At 64.0% G+C, this 18,866-nt stretch carries 16 protein-coding genes and 2 tRNA genes; all 18 read left to right on the top strand.

The window, feature by feature from the left end; genetic code table 11:
• The first annotated feature begins 45 nt into the window (after window positions 1–45).
• The 18 genes from leuC to SB756_RS18395 all read left to right on the top strand — a co-directional run bounded on the left by leuC (window position 46) and on the right by SB756_RS18395 (window position 18,864).
• On the top strand, window positions 46–1,479 hold the full coding sequence (gene leuC, locus SB756_RS18480; RefSeq protein ID WP_016500870.1) for a 3-isopropylmalate dehydratase large subunit: 1,434 nt from the start codon (window positions 46–48) through the stop codon (window positions 1,477–1,479).
• The gene (gene leuD / locus SB756_RS18475) at window positions 1,476–2,120 is read left to right on the top strand and encodes a 3-isopropylmalate dehydratase small subunit (protein WP_341797967.1); all 645 of its coding nucleotides are present in this window, start codon (window positions 1,476–1,478) and stop codon (window positions 2,118–2,120) included. Before leuC ends, leuD begins: the two co-directional genes overlap by 4 nt.
• Before the next feature lie 146 nt (window positions 2,121–2,266).
• Window positions 2,267–3,031, top strand: coding sequence for a class I SAM-dependent methyltransferase (locus SB756_RS18470; protein WP_341797968.1), 765 nt, complete (start codon window positions 2,267–2,269; stop codon window positions 3,029–3,031).
• Window positions 3,032–3,085: 54 nt separating this feature from the next.
• Entirely contained in the window at window positions 3,086–4,168 is a 1,083-nt protein-coding gene (gene leuB / locus SB756_RS18465) for a 3-isopropylmalate dehydrogenase (protein WP_410911340.1), read from the top strand.
• Window positions 4,169–4,231: 63 nt separating this feature from the next.
• Complete coding sequence (asd, locus tag SB756_RS18460; protein WP_019473016.1) at window positions 4,232–5,344, top strand: aspartate-semialdehyde dehydrogenase; 1,113 nt, start codon at window positions 4,232–4,234, stop codon at window positions 5,342–5,344.
• A 253-nt stretch (window positions 5,345–5,597) separates the two neighbouring features.
• Entirely contained in the window at window positions 5,598–6,602 is a 1,005-nt protein-coding gene (locus tag SB756_RS18455; protein ID WP_016500865.1) for an aspartate-semialdehyde dehydrogenase, read from the top strand.
• A 71-nt stretch (window positions 6,603–6,673) separates the two neighbouring features.
• Window positions 6,674–9,397 (top strand): FimV/HubP family polar landmark protein, encoded by a 2,724-nt coding sequence (locus SB756_RS18450; protein ID WP_410911339.1) that lies wholly within the window; start codon window positions 6,674–6,676, stop codon window positions 9,395–9,397.
• 194 nt (window positions 9,398–9,591) lie between these two features.
• Window positions 9,592–10,452: a tRNA pseudouridine(38-40) synthase TruA gene (truA, locus tag SB756_RS18445; protein ID WP_016500863.1), complete on the top strand. Its 861-nt coding sequence runs from the start codon at window positions 9,592–9,594 to the stop codon at window positions 10,450–10,452.
• 61 nt (window positions 10,453–10,513) lie between these two features.
• Entirely contained in the window at window positions 10,514–11,134 is a 621-nt protein-coding gene (locus SB756_RS18440) for a phosphoribosylanthranilate isomerase (protein ID WP_410911337.1), read from the top strand.
• A 216-nt stretch (window positions 11,135–11,350) separates the two neighbouring features.
• The gene (gene accD, locus SB756_RS18435) at window positions 11,351–12,244 is read left to right on the top strand and encodes an acetyl-CoA carboxylase, carboxyltransferase subunit beta (RefSeq protein WP_009686024.1); all 894 of its coding nucleotides are present in this window, start codon (window positions 11,351–11,353) and stop codon (window positions 12,242–12,244) included.
• Window positions 12,244–13,551, top strand: coding sequence for a bifunctional tetrahydrofolate synthase/dihydrofolate synthase (gene folC, locus SB756_RS18430; RefSeq protein ID WP_410911335.1), 1,308 nt, complete (start codon window positions 12,244–12,246; stop codon window positions 13,549–13,551). Before accD ends, folC begins: the two co-directional genes overlap by 1 nt.
• Window positions 13,535–14,200: an SPOR domain-containing protein gene (locus SB756_RS18425; protein ID WP_016500860.1), complete on the top strand. Its 666-nt coding sequence runs from the start codon at window positions 13,535–13,537 to the stop codon at window positions 14,198–14,200. Before folC ends, SB756_RS18425 begins: the two co-directional genes overlap by 17 nt.
• 197 nt (window positions 14,201–14,397) lie before the next feature.
• Window positions 14,398–14,955, top strand: coding sequence for a CvpA family protein (locus SB756_RS18420; protein ID WP_016500859.1), 558 nt, complete (start codon window positions 14,398–14,400; stop codon window positions 14,953–14,955).
• A gap of 42 nt (window positions 14,956–14,997) precedes the next feature.
• Window positions 14,998–16,503: an amidophosphoribosyltransferase gene (gene purF, locus SB756_RS18415; RefSeq protein WP_016485526.1), complete on the top strand. Its 1,506-nt coding sequence runs from the start codon at window positions 14,998–15,000 to the stop codon at window positions 16,501–16,503.
• 16 nt (window positions 16,504–16,519) lie between these two features.
• Window positions 16,520–17,731 (top strand): O-succinylhomoserine sulfhydrylase, encoded by a 1,212-nt coding sequence (locus tag SB756_RS18410; protein WP_016500858.1) that lies wholly within the window; start codon window positions 16,520–16,522, stop codon window positions 17,729–17,731.
• Window positions 17,728–18,501, top strand: a complete 774-nt coding sequence (locus tag SB756_RS18405) for an SDR family oxidoreductase (protein WP_341797973.1) — start codon at window positions 17,728–17,730, stop codon at window positions 18,499–18,501. The genes SB756_RS18410 and SB756_RS18405 overlap by 4 nt, the downstream gene beginning before the upstream one ends.
• 148 nt (window positions 18,502–18,649) lie before the next feature.
• Window positions 18,650–18,725: transfer RNA gene (locus SB756_RS18400), tRNA-Val, on the top strand.
• A gap of 65 nt (window positions 18,726–18,790) precedes the next feature.
• Window positions 18,791–18,864, top strand: a tRNA-Asp gene (locus SB756_RS18395).
• The last annotated feature ends 2 nt before the right edge of the window (window positions 18,865–18,866 follow it).

Here is an 18,866-nt window from a genome sequence, read left to right as displayed (position 1 = left end):
CCAAGGGGTCTTTGGCATAGAAAGACGCTGATGAGGAACAGTCTGATGGCTGGCAAAACGCTCTACGACAAACTCTGGGAAGCCCATGAGGTCAAGCGCCGTGATGACGGCTCGTCCTTGATCTACATCGACCGCCACATCATCCACGAAGTGACGTCGCCCCAGGCCTTCGAAGGCCTGCGCCTGGCCAACCGCAAACCGTGGCGCATCGACACCAACATCGCCACCCCCGACCACAACGTGCCGACCACGCCAGAGCGCAAGGGCGGTATCGAGGCCATCGTCGACCAGGTGTCGCGCCTGCAGGTGCAGACCCTTGACGAAAACTGTGACGAATACGGCATCGTCGAATTCAAGATGAATGACGAACGCCAGGGCATCGTCCACGTCATCAGCCCGGAGCAGGGGGCCACCTTGCCTGGCATGACCGTGGTCTGCGGCGACTCGCACACCTCCACCCATGGCGCCTTCGGCGCCTTGGCCCACGGCATTGGTACTTCCGAGGTTGAGCACGTGCTCGCCACCCAGTGCCTGGTCGCCAAGAAGATGAAGAACATGCTGGTGCGCGTTGAAGGCCAGTTGCCTGCCGGCGTTACCGCCAAGGACATCGTCCTGGCCGTGATCGGCAAGATCGGCACCGCCGGTGGCAACGGCCACGCCATGGAGTTCGCCGGCAGCGCCATCCGCGAATTGTCGATGGAAGGCCGGATGACCATCTGCAACATGTCCATCGAGGCCGGTGCCCGTGTGGGCCTGGTGGCCACTGACGCCACCACCGTTGCCTATGTCGAAGGCCGCCCGTATGCGCCGAAGGGCGAGCAGTGGAAGCAAGCGGTCGAGTCGTGGAAAGACCTGGTGTCGGATGACGATGCCGTGTTCGACACCGTGGTCGAGCTGGATGCCAGCCAGATCAAGCCACAGGTCAGCTGGGGCACCTCGCCCGAGATGGTGTTGGCCGTCGACCAGCGCGTGCCGGACCCGGCTGCCGAAGCCGACCTGGTCAAGCGTGGTTCGATCGAGCGTGCCTTGAAGTACATGGGCCTGACCGCCAACCAGGCGATCACCGACATCCAGCTGGACCGCGTGTTCATCGGCTCGTGCACCAACTCGCGTATCGAAGACCTGCGCGCCGCGGCCGAAATCGCCAAGGGCCGCAAGGTCGCCGCTACCGTCAAGCAAGCCATCGTCGTGCCGGGCTCGGGCCTGGTCAAGGCCCAGGCCGAGCGCGAAGGCCTGGACAAGATCTTCGTCGAAGCCGGTTTCGAATGGCGTGAGCCAGGCTGTTCGATGTGCCTGGCGATGAACCCGGACCGTCTGGAGAGCGGCGAGCATTGCGCGTCCACCTCCAACCGCAACTTCGAAGGCCGTCAGGGCGCCGGTGGCCGTACCCACCTGGTCAGCCCGGCCATGGCGGCCGCTGCCGCAGTGACCGGCCACTTCATCGATGTCCGCGAGTTGATCCAAGGGAGCGCAGCATGAAAGCCTTTACCCAGCACACTGGCCTCGTCGCGCCGTTGGACCGTGCCAACGTCGACACCGACCAGATCATCCCCAAGCAGTTTCTGAAGTCGATCAAACGCACCGGCTTTGGCCCTAACCTGTTCGACGAATGGCGTTACCTGGACGTGGGCCAGCCCTACCAGGACAACAGCAAGCGCCCGCTCAACCAGGATTTCGTGCTCAACCACGAACGCTACCAGGGTGCCAGCGTGTTGCTGGCGCGGGAGAACTTCGGTTGCGGCTCCAGCCGTGAGCACGCCCCGTGGGCACTGGATGAGTACGGCTTCCGCAGCATCATTGCGCCGAGCTTTGCCGACATCTTCTTCAACAACAGCTTCAAGAACGGCCTGTTGCCGATCATCCTCAGCGATGAAGAAGTGGACGAGCTGTTCAAGCAGGTCGAAGCCAACCCGGGCTACCAGCTGACCGTCGACCTGCAAGCGCAGGCGGTGACCCGCCCGGATGGCAAGGTGCTGCACTTCGAGATCGATGCGTTCCGCAAACACTGCCTGCTCAACGGCCTGGACGATATCGGCCTGACCCTGCAGGACAGCGATGCGATCAAGGCCTTCGAAGGCAAGCACCGCGCCAGCCAGCCTTGGCTGTTCCGTGATGCCTGAGTGATGTAGGTGAGTTTGCTGGCCTCATCGCCGGCAAGCCAGCTCCCACAGGATCACCACAGGCCTGAATGCTGTTGGTTTCCTGTGGGGCTGGCTTGCCGGCGATAGGGCCAGTAAAAACAACCCAAGACCAAAAGGATTTAGACATGACCAGCACCCAACACACCGACGTGGTCCAGCGCCAGTTCGGCGAACAGGCCAGCGCCTACCTCAGCAGCGCCGTGCACGCCCAGGGCAGTGAATTCGCCCTGTTGCAGGCCGAGCTGGCGGGGCAGGCGAATGCCCGCGTGCTGGACCTGGGCTGCGGTGCCGGTCATGTCAGTTTCCACGTCGCCCCGCTGGTTGCCGAGGTGGTCGCCTATGACCTCTCGCAATCCATGCTCGACGTGGTCGCCAGCGCCGCCGCCGAGCGCGGCCTGGCCAATATCACCACCGAGCGTGGTGCTGCCGAACGCTTGCCGTTCGCCGATGCCTCGTTCGACTTCGTCTTCAGCCGCTACTCGGCCCACCACTGGAGCGACCTGGGCCTGGCCCTGCGCGAAGTGCGCCGGGTGCTCAAGCCAGGTGGCGTGGCGGCGTTCATCGACGTGATGTCGCCCGGCAGCCCGCTGCTCGACACCTACCTGCAAACGGTCGAAGTGCTGCGCGACACCAGCCATGTGCGCGACTACTCCGCTGCCGAATGGCAGCGCCAGGTCAGCGAAGCCGGCCTGCATGTGCGCAGCCACACGCGCCAGCCGCTGCGCCTGGAGTTCACCAGCTGGGTCGAGCGCATGCGTACCCCCGAGCCGATGCGCGTGGCCATCCGCCAATTGCAGCAAGCCATGGGTGAAGAAGTACGGCAGTATTACCAGATCGAGGCCGATGGCTCGTTCAGCACCGATGTGCTGGTGTTGTGGGCCGAGCGTTAAGCACTTTTCGGTGGGGCCCGTCTGGCCGCACCGCGTGAATGAATAGAGGAAAGCATGAGCAAGCAGATTCTGATTCTCCCAGGTGACGGTATCGGCCCGGAAATCATGGCCGAAGCGGTCAAGGTGCTGGAACTGGCCAACGACAAGTTCCAGCTCGGCTTCAGCCTGGAGCACGACGTGATCGGTGGCGCGGCCATCGACAAGCACGGTGTGCCGCTGGCCGACGAAACCCTGGAGCGTGCGCGCAAGGCCGATGCCGTGCTGCTGGGCGCCGTGGGTGGCCCGAAGTGGGACAAGATCGAGCGTGACATCCGCCCGGAGCGCGGCCTGCTGAAAATCCGTTCGCAACTGGGCCTGTTCGCCAACCTGCGCCCGGCCATCCTCTACCCGCAACTGGCCGATGCCTCGTCGCTGAAGCCGGAAATCGTTTCGGGCCTGGACATCCTCATCGTCCGTGAGCTGACCGGTGGCATCTACTTCGGTGCCCCGCGTGGCCAGCGCGAGCTGGAAGGCGGCGAGCGCCAGGCCTACGACACCCTGCCGTACAGCGAAAGCGAAGTGCGCCGCATTGCCCGTGTCGGCTTCGACATGGCCCGCGTGCGCGGCAAGAAGCTGTGCTCGGTGGACAAGGCCAACGTCCTGGCGTCCAGCCAGCTGTGGCGTGAAGTGGTCGAAGACGTGGCCAAGGACTACCCGGATGTCGAACTGAGCCACATGTACGTCGACAACGCTGCCATGCAGCTGGTACGTGCACCCAAGCAGTTCGACGTGATGGTGACCGACAACATGTTCGGTGACATTCTGTCGGATGAAGCTTCCATGCTGACCGGTTCCATCGGCATGCTGCCTTCTGCATCGCTGGATGCCGACAACAAGGGCATGTACGAGCCGTGCCACGGCTCGGCGCCGGACATCGCCGGCCTTGGCATCGCCAACCCGCTGGCGACCATCCTTTCGGTGTCGATGATGCTGCGTTACAGCTTCAATCAGTTGGCCGCCGCCGACGCGATCGAGAAGGCCGTTAGCCTGGTTCTGGACCAGGGTTTGCGCACCGGCGACATCTACTCGGAAGGCTGCCGCAAAGTTGGTACGCAGGAAATGGGCGACGCAGTAGTCGCAGCGCTGCGGAATCTGTAATCTCTCTGGCCCGCCACCCCAAATTCCCGGTGGCGGCCCACTTTTAGCAAAGGTGTAGTTGCGATGAAACGTGTAGGTCTGATCGGTTGGCGCGGTATGGTCGGTTCCGTGCTCATGCAGCGGATGCTGGAGGAGCAGGATTTCGACCTTATCGAGCCGGTGTTCTTCACTACTTCCAACGTGGGTGGCCAAGGCCCGAACGTGGGCAAGGATACAGCGCCGCTCAAGGACGCGTATTCGATTGAAGAACTCAAGACCCTCGACGTTATCCTGACCTGCCAGGGCGGCGACTATACCAACGAGGTCTTCCCCAAGCTGCGTGAAGCCGGCTGGCAGGGTTACTGGATCGATGCTGCCTCGTCCCTGCGTATGCAGGATGACGCCGTGATCGTCCTCGACCCGGTCAACCGCAAGGTCATCGACCAGCAGCTGGACGCCGGTACCAAGAACTACATCGGCGGCAACTGCACCGTCAGCCTGATGCTGATGGGCCTGGGTGGCCTGTTCGAAGCCGGCCTGGTCGAGTGGATGAGCGCCATGACCTACCAGGCAGCCTCGGGTGCCGGCGCGCAGAACATGCGCGAGCTGATCAAGCAGATGGGTGCCACCCACGCCGCCGTTGCCGACGACCTGGCCAACCCGGCCAGCGCCATCCTCGACATCGACCGCAAGGTTGCCGAGGCCATGCGCAGCGAAGCCTTCCCGACCGAGAACTTTGGCGTGCCACTGGCGGGTAGCCTGATCCCGTGGATCGACAAGGAACTGCCGAACGGCCAGAGCCGTGAAGAGTGGAAGGCCCAGGCCGAGACCAACAAGATCCTCGGCCGCTTCAAGAGCCCGATCCCGGTCGACGGCATCTGCGTGCGCATCGGCGCCATGCGTTGCCACAGCCAGGCGCTGACCATCAAGCTGAACAAGGATGTGCCGATCGCCGACATCGAAGGCATGATCAGCCAGCACAACCCTTGGGTGAAACTGGTGCCGAACCAGCGTGAAATCAGCATGCAGGAACTGACCCCAACCAAGGTCACCGGCACCCTGAACATCCCGGTTGGCCGCCTGCGCAAGCTGAACATGGGCTCGCAGTACCTGGGCGCTTTCACCGTGGGTGACCAGCTGCTGTGGGGTGCTGCCGAACCGCTGCGCCGCATGCTGCGGATCCTGCTGGAGCGTTGATCGTTCTGCTTTGACTAAAAACCCGCGCTGGCGACAGCGCGGGTTTTTTTTGAGTGTTCGCCACAGCATTTTTAGTGCCGGTGATATCGAGCGCCGCCCGCGCGGCGCTCGATATCACAAACACCGCAAATCCCAAGCCATCCCCGCTAGCCCTCACGCAACCCACAGCGACGAAGATACGGCCAGCACAGACAAAACCCTACAATCCGAGTAAAGTGCCGCCCCCGCCGTTTTCTGCAAGAGGATCCCTACCATGACACACCCTTTGGACATCGCCGTCGTCGGCGCCACCGGCAGCGTCGGTGAAGCCTTGGTGCAGATCCTCGAAGAGCTGGCGTTCCCGGTCGCCACCCTGCACCTGCTGGCCAGCATGGAGTCGGCAGGCAGCAGCGTGATGTTCGCCGGCAAGAAGCTCAAGGTGCGTGAAGTGGACAGCTTCGACTTTGCCCAGGTCAAGCTGGCCTTCTTCGCCACTGGCGCCGCAGTCAGCCGCAGCTTTGCCAGCAAGGCGCTGCAGGCGGGCTGCACGGTGATCGACCTGTCTGGTGGCCTGGACGACGCCCTGGCCCTGGTGCCTGAGGCCAACGCAGAGCGCCTGGCTGGCCTGACGCTGCCGGCGCGCATCGTCAGCCCATGCTCGGCCGCGGTTGCCGTGGCGGTTGCGCTGGCACCGCTCAAGGGCCTGCTGGACATTGAGCGGGTGCAGGTGATGGCGTCGCTGGCGGTGTCCGCGCAAGGCCGCGAAGCGGTCAGCGAACTGGCCCGGCAAACGGCCGAACTGCTCAATGCCCGGCCACTGGAGCCGCGTTTCTTCGACCGCCAGGTGGCATTCAACCTGCTGGCCCAGGTGGGGGCCGCCGATGAGCAAGGCCATACAGCGCCGGAGCGCCGCCTGGTCAGCGAGTTGCGCGTGCTGCTGGGCATGCCTGAATTGAAGATTTCCGTGAGCTGCGTTCAAGTCCCGGTGTTTTTCGGCGATAGCTTCAGTGTGGCCGTGCAGAGCCGTCGCCCGGTCGACCTGGCAGCGGTCAACCAGGCACTGGAGGCAGCTGATAGTGTCGAGCTGGTGGAACGTGATGATTATCCGACCCCGGTCGGTGACGCAGTGGGCCAAGACGTGGTCTATGTTGGTCGTGTACGTCACGGTGTTGATGAAGACCAGCAGCTCAACCTCTGGCTGACCACCGACAACGTGCGCAAAGGCGCCGCGCTCAATGCCGTGCAAGTGGCACAATTGTTGATTAAACAGATGCCGTAAAAGATACTGGCGAGCACTTTTGTCCTGCTCTGCTTGCAGGTTTCGGGACGATTCATACAAGGGAAGAGGTCATGCTTCGAATTCGCAAACTGGTTCTGGCCATGGCTGCAGCATCCGCGCTGTCGTCTGGCATGGCGAATGCGCTGGGCCTGGGGGAGCTGACCCTGAAGTCGGCACAGAATCAGCCGCTGGACGCCGAGATCGAATTGCTCGACGTGCGCGACCTCAAGGCCGCCGAAGTGGCGCCAAGCCTGGCGCCACCGGAAGAGTTCAGCAAGGCCGGGGTGGCGTTTCCGACCTACCTCGAAGACCTGACCTTTACACCGGTGATCAACCCCAACGGCAAGAGCGTGCTGCGTGTTACCTCCAGCCAGCCGCTGCCGGGGCCAGTGGTCAAGTTCCTGGTCCAGGTGATGTGGCCGCAGGGCCGCCTGCTGCGCGACTACAGCGTGCTGCTCGACCAGGCCAAGGCCCAAGGCGACAAGCCAGCAGCAGGTAATGTCACACCGGCCACAACCGGTGCCAGCAGCTACACCACCCAGCGCCGCGACACCCTGTGGCAAATTGCTGCGCGCAACACCCAGGGTGGCTCGATCCAGCAGACCATGATCGCGATCCAGGCGCTGAACCCCGACGCCTTCATCGGCAACAACATCAACCAGCTGAAAGTTGGCCAGGTACTGCGCCTGCCCGACCAGCAGCAGATCCAGAGCATTGCCCAGGGCGAGGCAAACAGCGAGGTGGCCGAACAGTATGCCGCCTGGCGTGAAGGCCGCCGCCTGGGCCCGCGTGCCCGCCAGCTCGACGCTACCCGCCGTGGCGCCGCCGAAGCTGCCCCGGCGCGCATCGCCCAGGGTGACAACCTGCGCCTGGTAAGCCCGGGTAACCAGACCGGTGCCGGCCAGGCCAAGGCACTCAACGACAAGCTGGCCGTGGCCCAGGAAAGCCTGGACACCAGCCGCCGCGACAACGACGAACTGAAAAGCCGCATGACCGACCTGCAGAGCCAGCTGGACAAGCTGCAGCGTCTGATCGAGCTGAAGAACGACCAGCTGGCGCGCCTTGAAGCCCAGGGTGCAGCCGCCCCGGCAGCGGCAGCCCAGCCGGTGGTCAAGCCGGCACCAGCTGCTGTGGATACCGCGCCCAAGCCGGTGCCGGCCGCCAAGCCTGCGCCAGCCAACCAGCCGAACAGTGCGCTCGACCAGGTCCTGGGTAACCCGTGGCTGCTTGGGTTGATTGCCGGCTCCAGCATTCTGGTGCTGGCGTTGCTGCTGTGGTTGCTGGCGCGCAAGCGCAAGGCCCAGCAAGAAGCTGAAAAGCACCTGCGCATGGCGCGGGCGCTGGAAGAAGAGCAAGCCCCAGGTTTTGACACTGATACCGAGAGCCTCGACGGCGTCGAAGTCTCGGAGCCGAGCGTGACCTTGTCCCCCGCTGTGGTCGCAGCTTCGGCTGCCGCTGCCGTTGCTGCGGAAAAAGTGGCAGCGCCAGTCGCCGAGGCAGACCTTGAGCCTGAGCCGCACGCCGACCCGCACGCCGCGCTGCTGGCGGAAGTCCATGAATGCCTGGCCGAAGGCCGCCTGAATCGCGCCACCGAACTGCTGGAGCCCGCTGTGGCCGCCGCGCCAGAGCGTGACGACCTGCGCCTGAAACTGATGGATGTGTACGCCCGCCAGGGTGACCAGAGCGCGTTCGCCGAACAGGAGCGCAAGCTGCCGGCCAGCGAGCAGAACACTGCCCAGGTTGCCGACCTGAAAGAGCGCTACCCGGCCATGCTTGGCCTGGCCGCGGCCGGCCTGGGTGCGGCGGCACTGGCTGCCGAAATGGATGAGCAGTACGTGCAGGAGCTGCTGCACGACGAGCCTGAGGCGCCGGTGGTTGCCGATGTGGTGCCTGACGAGGTGCCTGAGTTCGCGCCAGAGGCAGACGCTGAGCCGGAGGTTTTGGCGCAAGCAGAGCCTGAAGCCGAGCTGGACGCCTTCGAAGAAGTGCCAACCCTTGATGCACCGGGTCTGGGTGAACCGGACCTGGACAGCGACTTTGACCTGAGCCTGGGTGAAGACCTGCCGGAGGAAGATCCGCTGGCAGCGCCGTTGCTGGACGAGCCGGCGGCACAGGAACCTGTACCCGACGAGCTGGTAATTGCCGAGCCTGTGCTGGATGAGCCAGCGCTGGAAGAGGCTCAGCCAGAAGAGCAGCCGTTTGCCGTGGATGCCGAACTGCAAGCCGACGCCGACGCTGATTTCGAGGCCATGCTGGCCCAGGCAGAGCCACAGCCTGCCGTGGACCTGTCCGATTTCGACCTCGATGTCACTGAGCCGGTTGCCCCGGCCGCCCCGCAAGCGGTGGAAGAGGTCCCCGTGGACATCGCCGCTGAACTGGCTGCCTTCGACAGCGTGCCGGAGTTTGACCCGGTTTCCGAGTTCGACATGCCGTCGGACTTCGACCTGTCGCTGTCGCTGGACGACGATTCGCCGGCCGCCAAAAGCTTTGCCTCGGAGCTGGACGACGTCAACGCCGAGCTGGACAAGCTGTCGCAGAGCCTCGAATCGCCATCGCTGGAGCCGCACTTCACCAGCGAGGACGCGGTTGCGCAGCCTGAGCCCGAGCCCTTGGACGACCTGGACTTCGACTTCTTCTCCGGCAGTGACGAAGTAGCCACCAAGCTCGACTTGGCCCGCGCCTACATCGACATGGGCGACAACCAGGGCGCGCGCGATATCCTTGATGAAGTGGTCAAGGACGGCGACGACACCCAGCGCCAGGAAGCCGAGGACATGCTCTCTCGCCTGGTCTGATGCAAGCAGGGCAGGCCTCTTCGCGGGCTTGCCCGCTCCCATAGGGTCTCCACAAGTCTTCGTCCTTGTGAGTAACCTGTGGGAGCGGGCGCGCCCGCGAAGACGCCCGCAAGCGCTACACACCTCCAATGGCAGCCCTACAAGGCTGCCGTTGTCGTTATAATCCCCGCCATTCCGTACACCCCACAGGTTTCATGCGCTTGGACATCATCGACACCGCTGCCGCCGAATCCGCGGCCGAAGGCTACTCCCGAATCGCCCTGGGCGTGGAATACAAGGGCGCCCGCTATCGCGGCTGGCAGCGTCAGGCCAGTGGAGTGCCCAGTGTCCAGCAAGCGCTTGAACAAGCGTTGTCCAAGGTCGCCAACGAACCGATTTCGGTGATCTGCGCCGGGCGTACCGATGCCGGCGTGCATGGCTGCGGCCAGATCGTGCATTTCGATACCCGCGCCGTACGCGACGAGCGCGCCTGGACCTTGGGCACCAATTTCAACCTGCCGCACGACATCAGCGTGGTCTGGTCGCGGCCGATGCCGGCCGACTTCCATGCCCGCTTCAAGGCGTGTGCGCGGCGCTACCGCTACGTCATCTACAACGACCCGATCCGCCCGGCGCACCTGGCCGAGGAAGTGACTTGGAACCACCGCCCGCTGGATGTCGAGCGCATGGCCGAAGCGGCGCAGTTCCTGCTTGGCACCCACGATTTCAGCGCCTTCCGCGCCAGCCAGTGCCAAGCCAAGTCGCCGATCAAGCACATCTACCACCTGCGCGTTACCCGCCATGGCCAGATGATCGTGCTGGACGTGCGCGCCACCGCCTTCCTGCACCACATGGTGCGTAACATTGTCGGTGTGCTGACAGCCATCGGCGCCGGCGAGCGCCCGGTCACCTGGGCGCGTGAAGTGCTGGAAGGGCGCGACCGCCGTGAAGCCGGGGTCACCGCCCATCCGTACGGGCTTTACCTGGTCAAGGTGGAGTACCCCGAGGAATATGTGCTGCCCCAGCGTTACATCGGCCCACACTTTTTGACCGGCTACGAAGCGTTGGCAGACTGACGGACGAAAAGCCATTTGCTAACATCCGGCCTTTCACCGTAACAATCAGGGTTCGCTGTCCATGAGCAATGTTCGCAGCAAGATCTGCGGGATTACCCGTATCGAAGACGCACTGGCCGCTGCCGAAGCGGGTGCCGATGCCATCGGCTTTGTCTTCTATGCCAAGAGCCCGCGAGCCGTTGACGTGCGCCAGGCACGGGCGATCATTGCCGAGTTGCCACCGTTCGTGACCACGGTCGGGCTGTTCGTCAACGCTTCGCGTTGCGAGCTGAACGAGATCCTCGAAGTGGTTCCGCTGGACCTGCTACAGTTCCACGGCGATGAAACCCCGCAAGACTGCGAAGGCTACCACCGCCCCTGGATAAAGGCCCTGCGTGTGCGCCCGGGCGATGACCTGGAAGCGGCCTGCCAGCTTTACGCAGGGGGCCGCGGCATATTGCTGGACACCTACGTCGCAGGCGTACCCGGGGGAACCGGTGAAGCGTTCGACTGGTCACTGGTGCCGGCACACCTGAGCAAGCCCATCATCCTGGCGGGCGGGTTGTCGGCCGATAACGTCGGCCAGGCCATCGCCCAGGTGCGGCCTTATGCGGTGGATGTCAGCGGTGGTGTGGAGCAGGCCAAGGGCATCAAGGACGCGGCGAAAATCGAGGCCTTCATGCAGGCGGTGAAACAGGCGTGATGGCAGATGTGACGGCTGGCTGCGCGCCATCGTCCATAGCTTTCGCAGCCCCGCGGGGCAGCCGCCGGTGGCGGCACAACAACACATTAGCGGTGGAGTGGCACGCTGGAAGCCCCGGCGGCCGGTCCATCATCGTTTCATAAAAGATTTTGAGCTCAAGGGCAGGGCAGGGCCGGTGAAGCCGACCCCCGCTTGCCAATACTGGAGAAAGAAAGCATGAGCAACTGGTTAGTCGACAAACTGATCCCTTCGATCATGCGTTCCGAGGTGAAGAAGAGCTCGGTGCCTGAGGGCCTGTGGCACAAGTGCCCGTCCTGCGAGGCCGTGCTGTATCGTCCGGAGCTGGAAAAGACCCTGGATGTCTGCCCCAAGTGCAACCACCACATGCGCATCGGCGCACGTGCGCGCATCGATATCTTCCTCGACGCGGAAGGCCGTGCCGAACTGGGTGCCGACCTGGAGCCGGTCGACCGCCTGAAGTTCCGTGACGGCAAGAAGTACAAGGACCGCCTGACCGGCGCCCAGAAGCAGACCGGCGAAAAAGACGCGCTGATCTCCATGAGTGGCACCCTGATGGGCATGCCGATCGTGGTCAGCGCCTTCGAATTCTCGTTCATGGGCGGCTCCATGGGGGCCATCGTCGGCGAGCGCTTCGTGCGTGCGGCCAACTACGCCCTGGAACACCGCTGCCCAATGGTCTGCTTCTCCGCTTCGGGCGGTGCGCGCATGCAGGAAGCGCTGATCTCGCTGATGCAGATGGCCAAGACCTCGGCCGTGCTGGCGCGCCTGCGCGAAGAAGGCATCCCGTTCATCTCGGTGCTGACCGACCCGGTGTACGGCGGCGTTTCCGCCAGCCTGGCGATGCTCGGCGACGTCATCGTCGGTGAGCCAAAGGCCCTGATCGGCTTCGCTGGCCCACGTGTGATCGAGCAGACCGTACGCGAGAAGCTGCCAGAAGGCTTCCAGCGCAGCGAGTTCCTGCTGGAGCACGGTGCTATCGACCTGATCATCTCCCGTGGCGAACTGCGCCCGCGCCTGGCCCGCCTGCTGGCGCAGATGACCGGCCAGGAAACCCCGGAGCAAGCGCGTGAGGCGGCTGCCGTCGCGTGATGAAACAACGATCCCTGGGCGAATGGCTCGCCTACCTCGAGCAGTTGCACCCTTCGGCCATCGACATGGGCCTGGAGCGGTCGCAGAAGGTGCTTGCCCGGCTGGGGCTGGGCAAGCTGGCGCCCCGCGTGGTGACGGTGACCGGCACCAACGGCAAGGGCTCGACCTGCGCCTTCGTGGCCTCGCTGCTGCGCGCCCAGGGGCTCAAGGTCGGCGTTTACAGCTCGCCGCACCTGTTGCGTTACAACGAGCGGGTGGTGATCGATGGCCTAGAGGCCAGTGATGAGCGCCTGTGCGAAGCCTTTGCCGCCGTCGAGGCGGCGCGGGGCGAAATTTCCCTGACCTACTTCGAGATGGGCACGCTGGCCGCGTTCTGGTTGTTCTACCAGTCGCAGCTGGATGCCGTGGTGCTGGAAGTTGGCCTTGGTGGCCGCCTGGACACCGTGAACGTGGTGGATGCCGACCTGGCTCTGGTGACCAGTATCGGCGTCGACCATGTTGATTACCTGGGCGATACTCGCGAGCTTGTGGCCTTCGAGAAGGCCGGCATTTTCCGCGCGGGCAAGCCGGCCCTGTGCGGTGACCTGGACCCGCCGAAGCCGTTGCTGGACAAGGCCGCCGAACTGGCAGCGCCGCTGTTCCTGCGCGGTCGTGACTTCGATCTGGCCAGTGCCGATGGCAACTGGAGCTGGCGCGGTACGGCGGCTGATGGTGCGCAGGTAGAGCTGCGTGACCTGCCTTTGCTTGACCTGCCCATGGAAAACGCCACGCTGGCCCTGCAGGCTTACCTGCTGATGGGGCTGCCGTGGGATGCCGCGCAGGTGCGCCAGGCACTGCTGGATACCCGCATCACCGGCCGCCTCGACCGCCGCCTGCTGAACTGGCAGGGCAAGCCGGTGGAGCTGCTGCTGGATGTGGGGCACAACCCCCATGCAGCGGAGTACCTGGCCCGGCGCCTGGCGGCCCGGCCGCTCAAAGGGCGTCGCCTGGCGGTGTTCGGCCTGCTCGGAGACAAGGACCTGGACGGCGTTGTCGCGCCGCTGCAGGGCCTGGTCGACGACTGGGCCGTGGCGCCCCTGGATACCCCCCGCAGCCGCCCGGCTGCGGAACTGGCTACGGCCTTGACGAACCTCGGTGCTGCGGTGAAGTCTTATGTCAGCGTCGATGCCGCCCTTGAAGGGCAATGCGCGCAGGCGACGGCGGATGATCAGATCTTGCTGTTCGGTTCGTTTTTCTGTGTTGCCCAGGCGCTGGAGTGGCTGGAGCGGCACGCCCAGGAGGGTGGAGTAGATGGCAGTGCTGGATAAAGGGATGAAACAGCGCATGGTGGGTGCGCTGGTGCTGGTGGCGCTGGCGGTTATTTTCCTGCCGATGCTGTTCACCCGCGAGGACGAGATGCGCCAGGTGCACGTCGAAGCCCCGCAGGCACCGGCCATGCCAAGCCTGCCGGAAGTGAAAGTGGATCCGGTCGCCGTGCCGGAGCCGCAGGTCATTCCTGAAGAGCCGCAGCAGCCACCGGTGGTGGTCGACGAGTCCACTGCGCCGGCCGCTACGCCCAGCCAGCCAATCACGCCATCGCCGCAGACCCAGGCGCAGGTTCAGCCGGCCAAACCGCAGGTCCCGGCACCCAAGGTCGAGCCCAGGCCGGCGGCCACCCCGGCACCTGCCACGGCAGTGGCCAAGCCAGCTGCCCCCTCGAAGATCGACGTCAATGGCTTGCCTGTCAGCTGGTCCATCCAGTTGGCCAGCCTGTCCAACCGAGCCGGTGCCGAGAAGCTGCAGCAAACGCTGCGCAGTCAGGGCTACAACGCCTATATCCGCTCGGCGGGCGGGATGAACCGGGTGTATGTCGGGCCGCTGATCGAGCGGGCCGAAGCCGAGCGCACGCGCGACGCCATCAACCGCCAGAACAGCCTCAAGGGCTTTGTGGTGCGTTTCCAGCCAGAGCGCAGCTGAAAATCACCAGGGCGGCTTTGCCGCCCATCGCCGGCCAGCCAGTTCCCACCCCGATCGCACGGACCTCAAGGGCTGAGCTCTCCCTGTGGGGGCTGGCTTGCCGCGATGAAGCCAACACCATTCCGCCTGACATTCCGCTTACTCCCAGCGCATCGCTCTGGTAAAATGCGCCGCCTCAAACGTCTGCAGGCAGCACCGTGGCATTTACCTTGGTTGATTGGGCGATCATCGCGATCATCGCCGTCTCCACACTGATCAGTCTCAAGCGCGGCTTCGTCAAGGAAGCCTTGTCCTTGCTCATCTGGATCATTGCCGGTGCGGTTGCCTGGATGTTCGGCGGTTCGCTCTCGGTGTATCTTGAGAGCTACATCCAGACGCCATCGATGCGCGTCATCGCCGGCTGCGCCATTCTTTTCGTCGCCACCTTGCTGGTGGGGGCCATGGTCAACTTCCTCGTCGGTGAGCTGATCCGTGTGACCGGGCTGTCCGGTACTGATCGTTTCCTGGGCATGGCCTTCGGCGCCGCGCGCGGGGCCTTGCTGGTAGTGGTGGCCATCGGCCTGATCAGCCTGGGGCCTGTTCAACAAGACACCTGGTGGCAGGAATCACGCCTGATACCACAATTTCTCTTGGTCGCCGACTGGTCGAAAAACCTGATTTTGGGTTTCACCGGCCAGTGGTCGCCCAGTGGGTTGATCAGCGCTCCGGCTGATCTTCCGTTCAAGGAACAGTTGCTCGGTCCGTCCCGGCCCTGAGCGCTATTCACTCAAGTTTCGTCAAAGTAGGGGTTGCGTCGCATGTGTGGCATCGTCGGTATCGTCGGTAAGTCGAACGTCAATCAGGCGCTGTATGACGCGCTTACGGTCCTCCAGCACCGCGGCCAGGACGCTGCCGGTATCGTGACCAGCCATGACGGCCGGTTGTTCCTGCGCAAGGATAATGGCCTGGTGCGCGACGTCTTCCAGCAGCGCCACATGCAGCGCCTGGTAGGCAGCATGGGCATTGGCCACGTGCGCTACCCGACTGCGGGCAGCTCGACCTCGGCCGAGGCCCAGCCGTTCTACGTCAACTCGCCATATGGCATCACCCTGGCCCACAACGGCAACCTGACCAACGTCGAGCAGTTGGCCAAGGAGATCTACGAGTCCGACCTGCGCCACGTCAACACCAACTCCGACTCGGAAGTGCTGCTGAACGTGTTCGCCCATGAGCTGGCGGTGCGCGGCAAGCTGCAGCCGACCGAAGAAGACGTGTTCGCTGCTGTTTCCCACGTGCACAGCCGCTGCGTAGGCGGTTACGCCGTGGTGGCGATGGTCACCGGTTACGGCATCGTCGGTTTCCGCGACCCCCACGGCATCCGCCCGGTGGTGTTCGGCCAGCGCCACACCGACGAAGGCGTGGAATACATGATCGCCTCGGAAAGCGTGGCCCTGGACGTGCTCGGCTTCACCCTGATCCGCGACCTGGCGCCGGGCGAAGCGGTGTACATCACCGAAGAAGGCCAGCTGTTCACCAAGCAGTGCGCCGAATCGCCAAAACTGCAGCCGTGCATTTTCGAGCACGTCTACCTGGCGCGCCCGGACTCGATCATCGACGGTATTTCGGTGTACAAGGCCCGTCTGCGCATGGGTGAGAAACTGGCCGACAAGATCATGCGCGAACGCCCGGAGCATGACATCGACGTGGTCATCCCGATCCCGGACACCAGCCGCACTGCCGCGCTGGAGCTGGCCAACCGCCTGGGCGTCAAGTTCCGCGAAGGCTTCGTCAAGAACCGCTACATCGGCCGTACCTTCATCATGCCCGGCCAGGCCGCGCGCAAGAAATCGGTACGCCAGAAGCTCAACGCCATCGAACTGGAATTCCGCGGCAAGAACGTGATGCTGGTGGACGACTCGATCGTACGCGGCACCACCTGCAAGCAGATCATCCAGATGGCCCGCGAAGCCGGTGCCAAGAATGTCTACTTCTGCTCCGCGGCCCCAGCAGTACGCTACCCCAACGTCTACGGCATCGACATGCCGAGTGTTCACGAACTGATCGCCCACAACCGTACCACCGAACAAGTGGCCGAGTTGATTGGCGCCGACTGGCTGATCTATCAGGACCTGCCAGACCTGATCGACTCGGTCGGTGGCGGCAAGATCAAGATCGACCACTTCGATTGCGCGGTGTTCAACGGTGAGTACGTCACCGGCGATATCGACGATGCCTACCTCGAGCGTATCGAGCAGGCCCGTAATGACCTGGCCAAGGTCAAGAACCAGGCCGTCAGCGCGATCATCGACCTCTACAACAACTGATTCAGGGAGCGACGGCATGACAGATCAATGGGATGCCGGGCGACTGGACAGCGACCTCGAGGGTGTCGGTTTCGACACCCTGGCGGTGCGCGCCGGTCAACACCGTACACCCGAGGGCGAGCACAGCGAAGCGCTGTTCCTGACCTCCAGCTACGTGTTCCGCACGGCCGCCGACGCGGCCGCGCGCTTTGCCGGTGAAACGCCGGGCAACGTCTATTCCCGTTACACCAACCCGTCGGTGCGTGCCTTCGAGGAGCGCCTGGCGGCCATGGAGGGCGCCGAGCAGGCCGTGGGTACATCTACCGGCATGGCGGCGATCCTGGCCGTGGTGATGTCGCTGTGCAGTGCCGGTGACCACGTGCTGGTGTCGCAGAGCGTGTTCGGCTCGACCATCAGCCTGTTCGAGAAGTACTTCAAGCGTTTTGGCGTGCAGGTGGACTACGTGCCACTGGTCGACCTCGGCGGCTGGGAAAAGGCCATCAAGGCCAATACCAAGCTGCTGATCGTCGAGTCGCCGTCCAACCCGCTGGCCGAGCTGGTCGATATCACCGCGCTCAGTGAAATCGCCCATGCGCGCGGTGCCATGCTGGTGGTGGACAACTGCTTCAGCACCCCGGCGCTGCAGCAGCCACTGAAGCTGGGTGCCGACATCGTGTTCCACTCGGCCACCAAGTTCATCGACGGCCAGGGCCGTTGCATGGGGGGCGTGGTTGCCGGCCGTGCCGAGCAGATGAAAGAAGTGGTGGGCTTCCTGCGTACCGCAGGCCCGACGCTCAGCCCGTTCAATGCCTGGATCTTCACCAAGGGCCTGGAAACCTTGCGCCTGCGCATGCGTGCGCACTGCGAAAGCGCCCAGGCCCTGGCCGAATGGCTGGAGCAGCAGGACGGCGTGGAGAAGGTGCATTACGCCGGCCTGCCCAGCCACCCGCAGCACGAACTGGCCAAGCGCCAGATGAGTGGCTTTGGTGCGGTGGTGAGCTTCGAGGTCAAGGGCGGTAAAGAGGGCGCCTGGCGCTTCATCGACGCCACCCGGGTAATTTCCATCACCACCAACCTGGGTGACAGCAAGACCACCATCGCCCACCCGGCTACCACCTCCCACGGCCGCCTGTCGGCGCAGGAGCGTGAAGCCGCCGGTATCCGCGACAGCCTGATCCGCGTTGCCGTAGGCCTGGAAGATGTGGCCGACCTGCAGGCTGACCTTGCACGCGGGCTGGCCGCACTGTGATCGAAATCCGCGGCAGTACCCCGGGCCAGAATGGCCGGGTAGCCTTGGTCACCGGTGCCGCGCGCGGCATCGGCCTGGGCATTGCCGCATGGCTGATCTGTGAAGGCTGGCAGGTGGTGCTGAGCGACCTGGACCGTCAGCGTGGCGGCAAAGTGGCCAAGGCCTTGGGCGACAATGCCTGGTTCATCACCATGGACGTCGCCGACGAGGCCCAGGTCATTGCCGGGGTGTCCGAAGTGCTTGGGCAGTTCGGTCGGCTGGACGCGCTGGTGTGCAATGCGGCCATCGCCAACCCGCACAACCAGACGCTGGAAAGCCTGAGCCTGGCACAGTGGAACCGGGTGTTGGCGGTTAACCTCAATGGCCCGATGCTGCTGGCCAAGCATTGTGCGCCGTACCTGCGTGCGCACAACGGGGCCATCGTCAACCTCACTTCTACCCGGGCGCAGCAGTCCGAGCCCGACACCGAGGCCTACGCAGCGAGCAAGGGCGGCCTGGTGGCCTTGACCCATGCCCTGGCCATGAGCCTGGGCCCGGAGATTCGTGTCAATGCAGTGAGCCCGGGCTGGATCGATGCCCGTGACCCGTCGCAGCGCCGTGCCGAGCCGCTGACCGAGGCCGACCATGCCCAACACCCGACGGGCAGGGTAGGCACCGTAGAAGATGTGGCGGCGATGGTTGCCTGGCTGTTGTCGCGCCAGGCGGCGTTTGTCACCGGTCAGGAGTTTGTGGTCGATGGCGGCATGACCCGCAAGATGATCTACACCTGAGCTCGGCGCTGTAAGGGAAGGGGACCGAAAGGTCCCTTTTCTGTTTTTGCTTTTTTTGAAAAAAATTCAATGGGGCTATTGACTTAGCTTCGCCACCTGCGTAAATTTCGCGGCCTCAGAGAAGCAAACGCAACAAGCAACACAGCGAGGGTGATTAGCTCAGCCGGGAGAGCATCTGCCTTACAAGCAGAGGGTCGGCGGTTCGATCCCGTCATCACCCACCACTTCCTGAGAAGTTCCTGGTGCAAAAGTTTCGCAAGAAGCCGATAGCCAGAGAGGAACGCACTGCGCAGCGGTAGTTCAGTCGGTTAGAATACCGGCCTGTCACGCCGGGGGTCGCGGGTTCGAGTCCCGTCCGCTGCGCC

Origin of the sequence: Pseudomonas sp. SIMBA_068, from assembly GCF_046534705.1 — a bacterium.
Taxonomy (GTDB): domain Bacteria; phylum Pseudomonadota; class Gammaproteobacteria; order Pseudomonadales; family Pseudomonadaceae; genus Aquipseudomonas; species Aquipseudomonas putida.
Note: the sequence above shows the minus strand (reverse complement) of the source record. Positions and strands in the feature narration are given on the sequence as shown.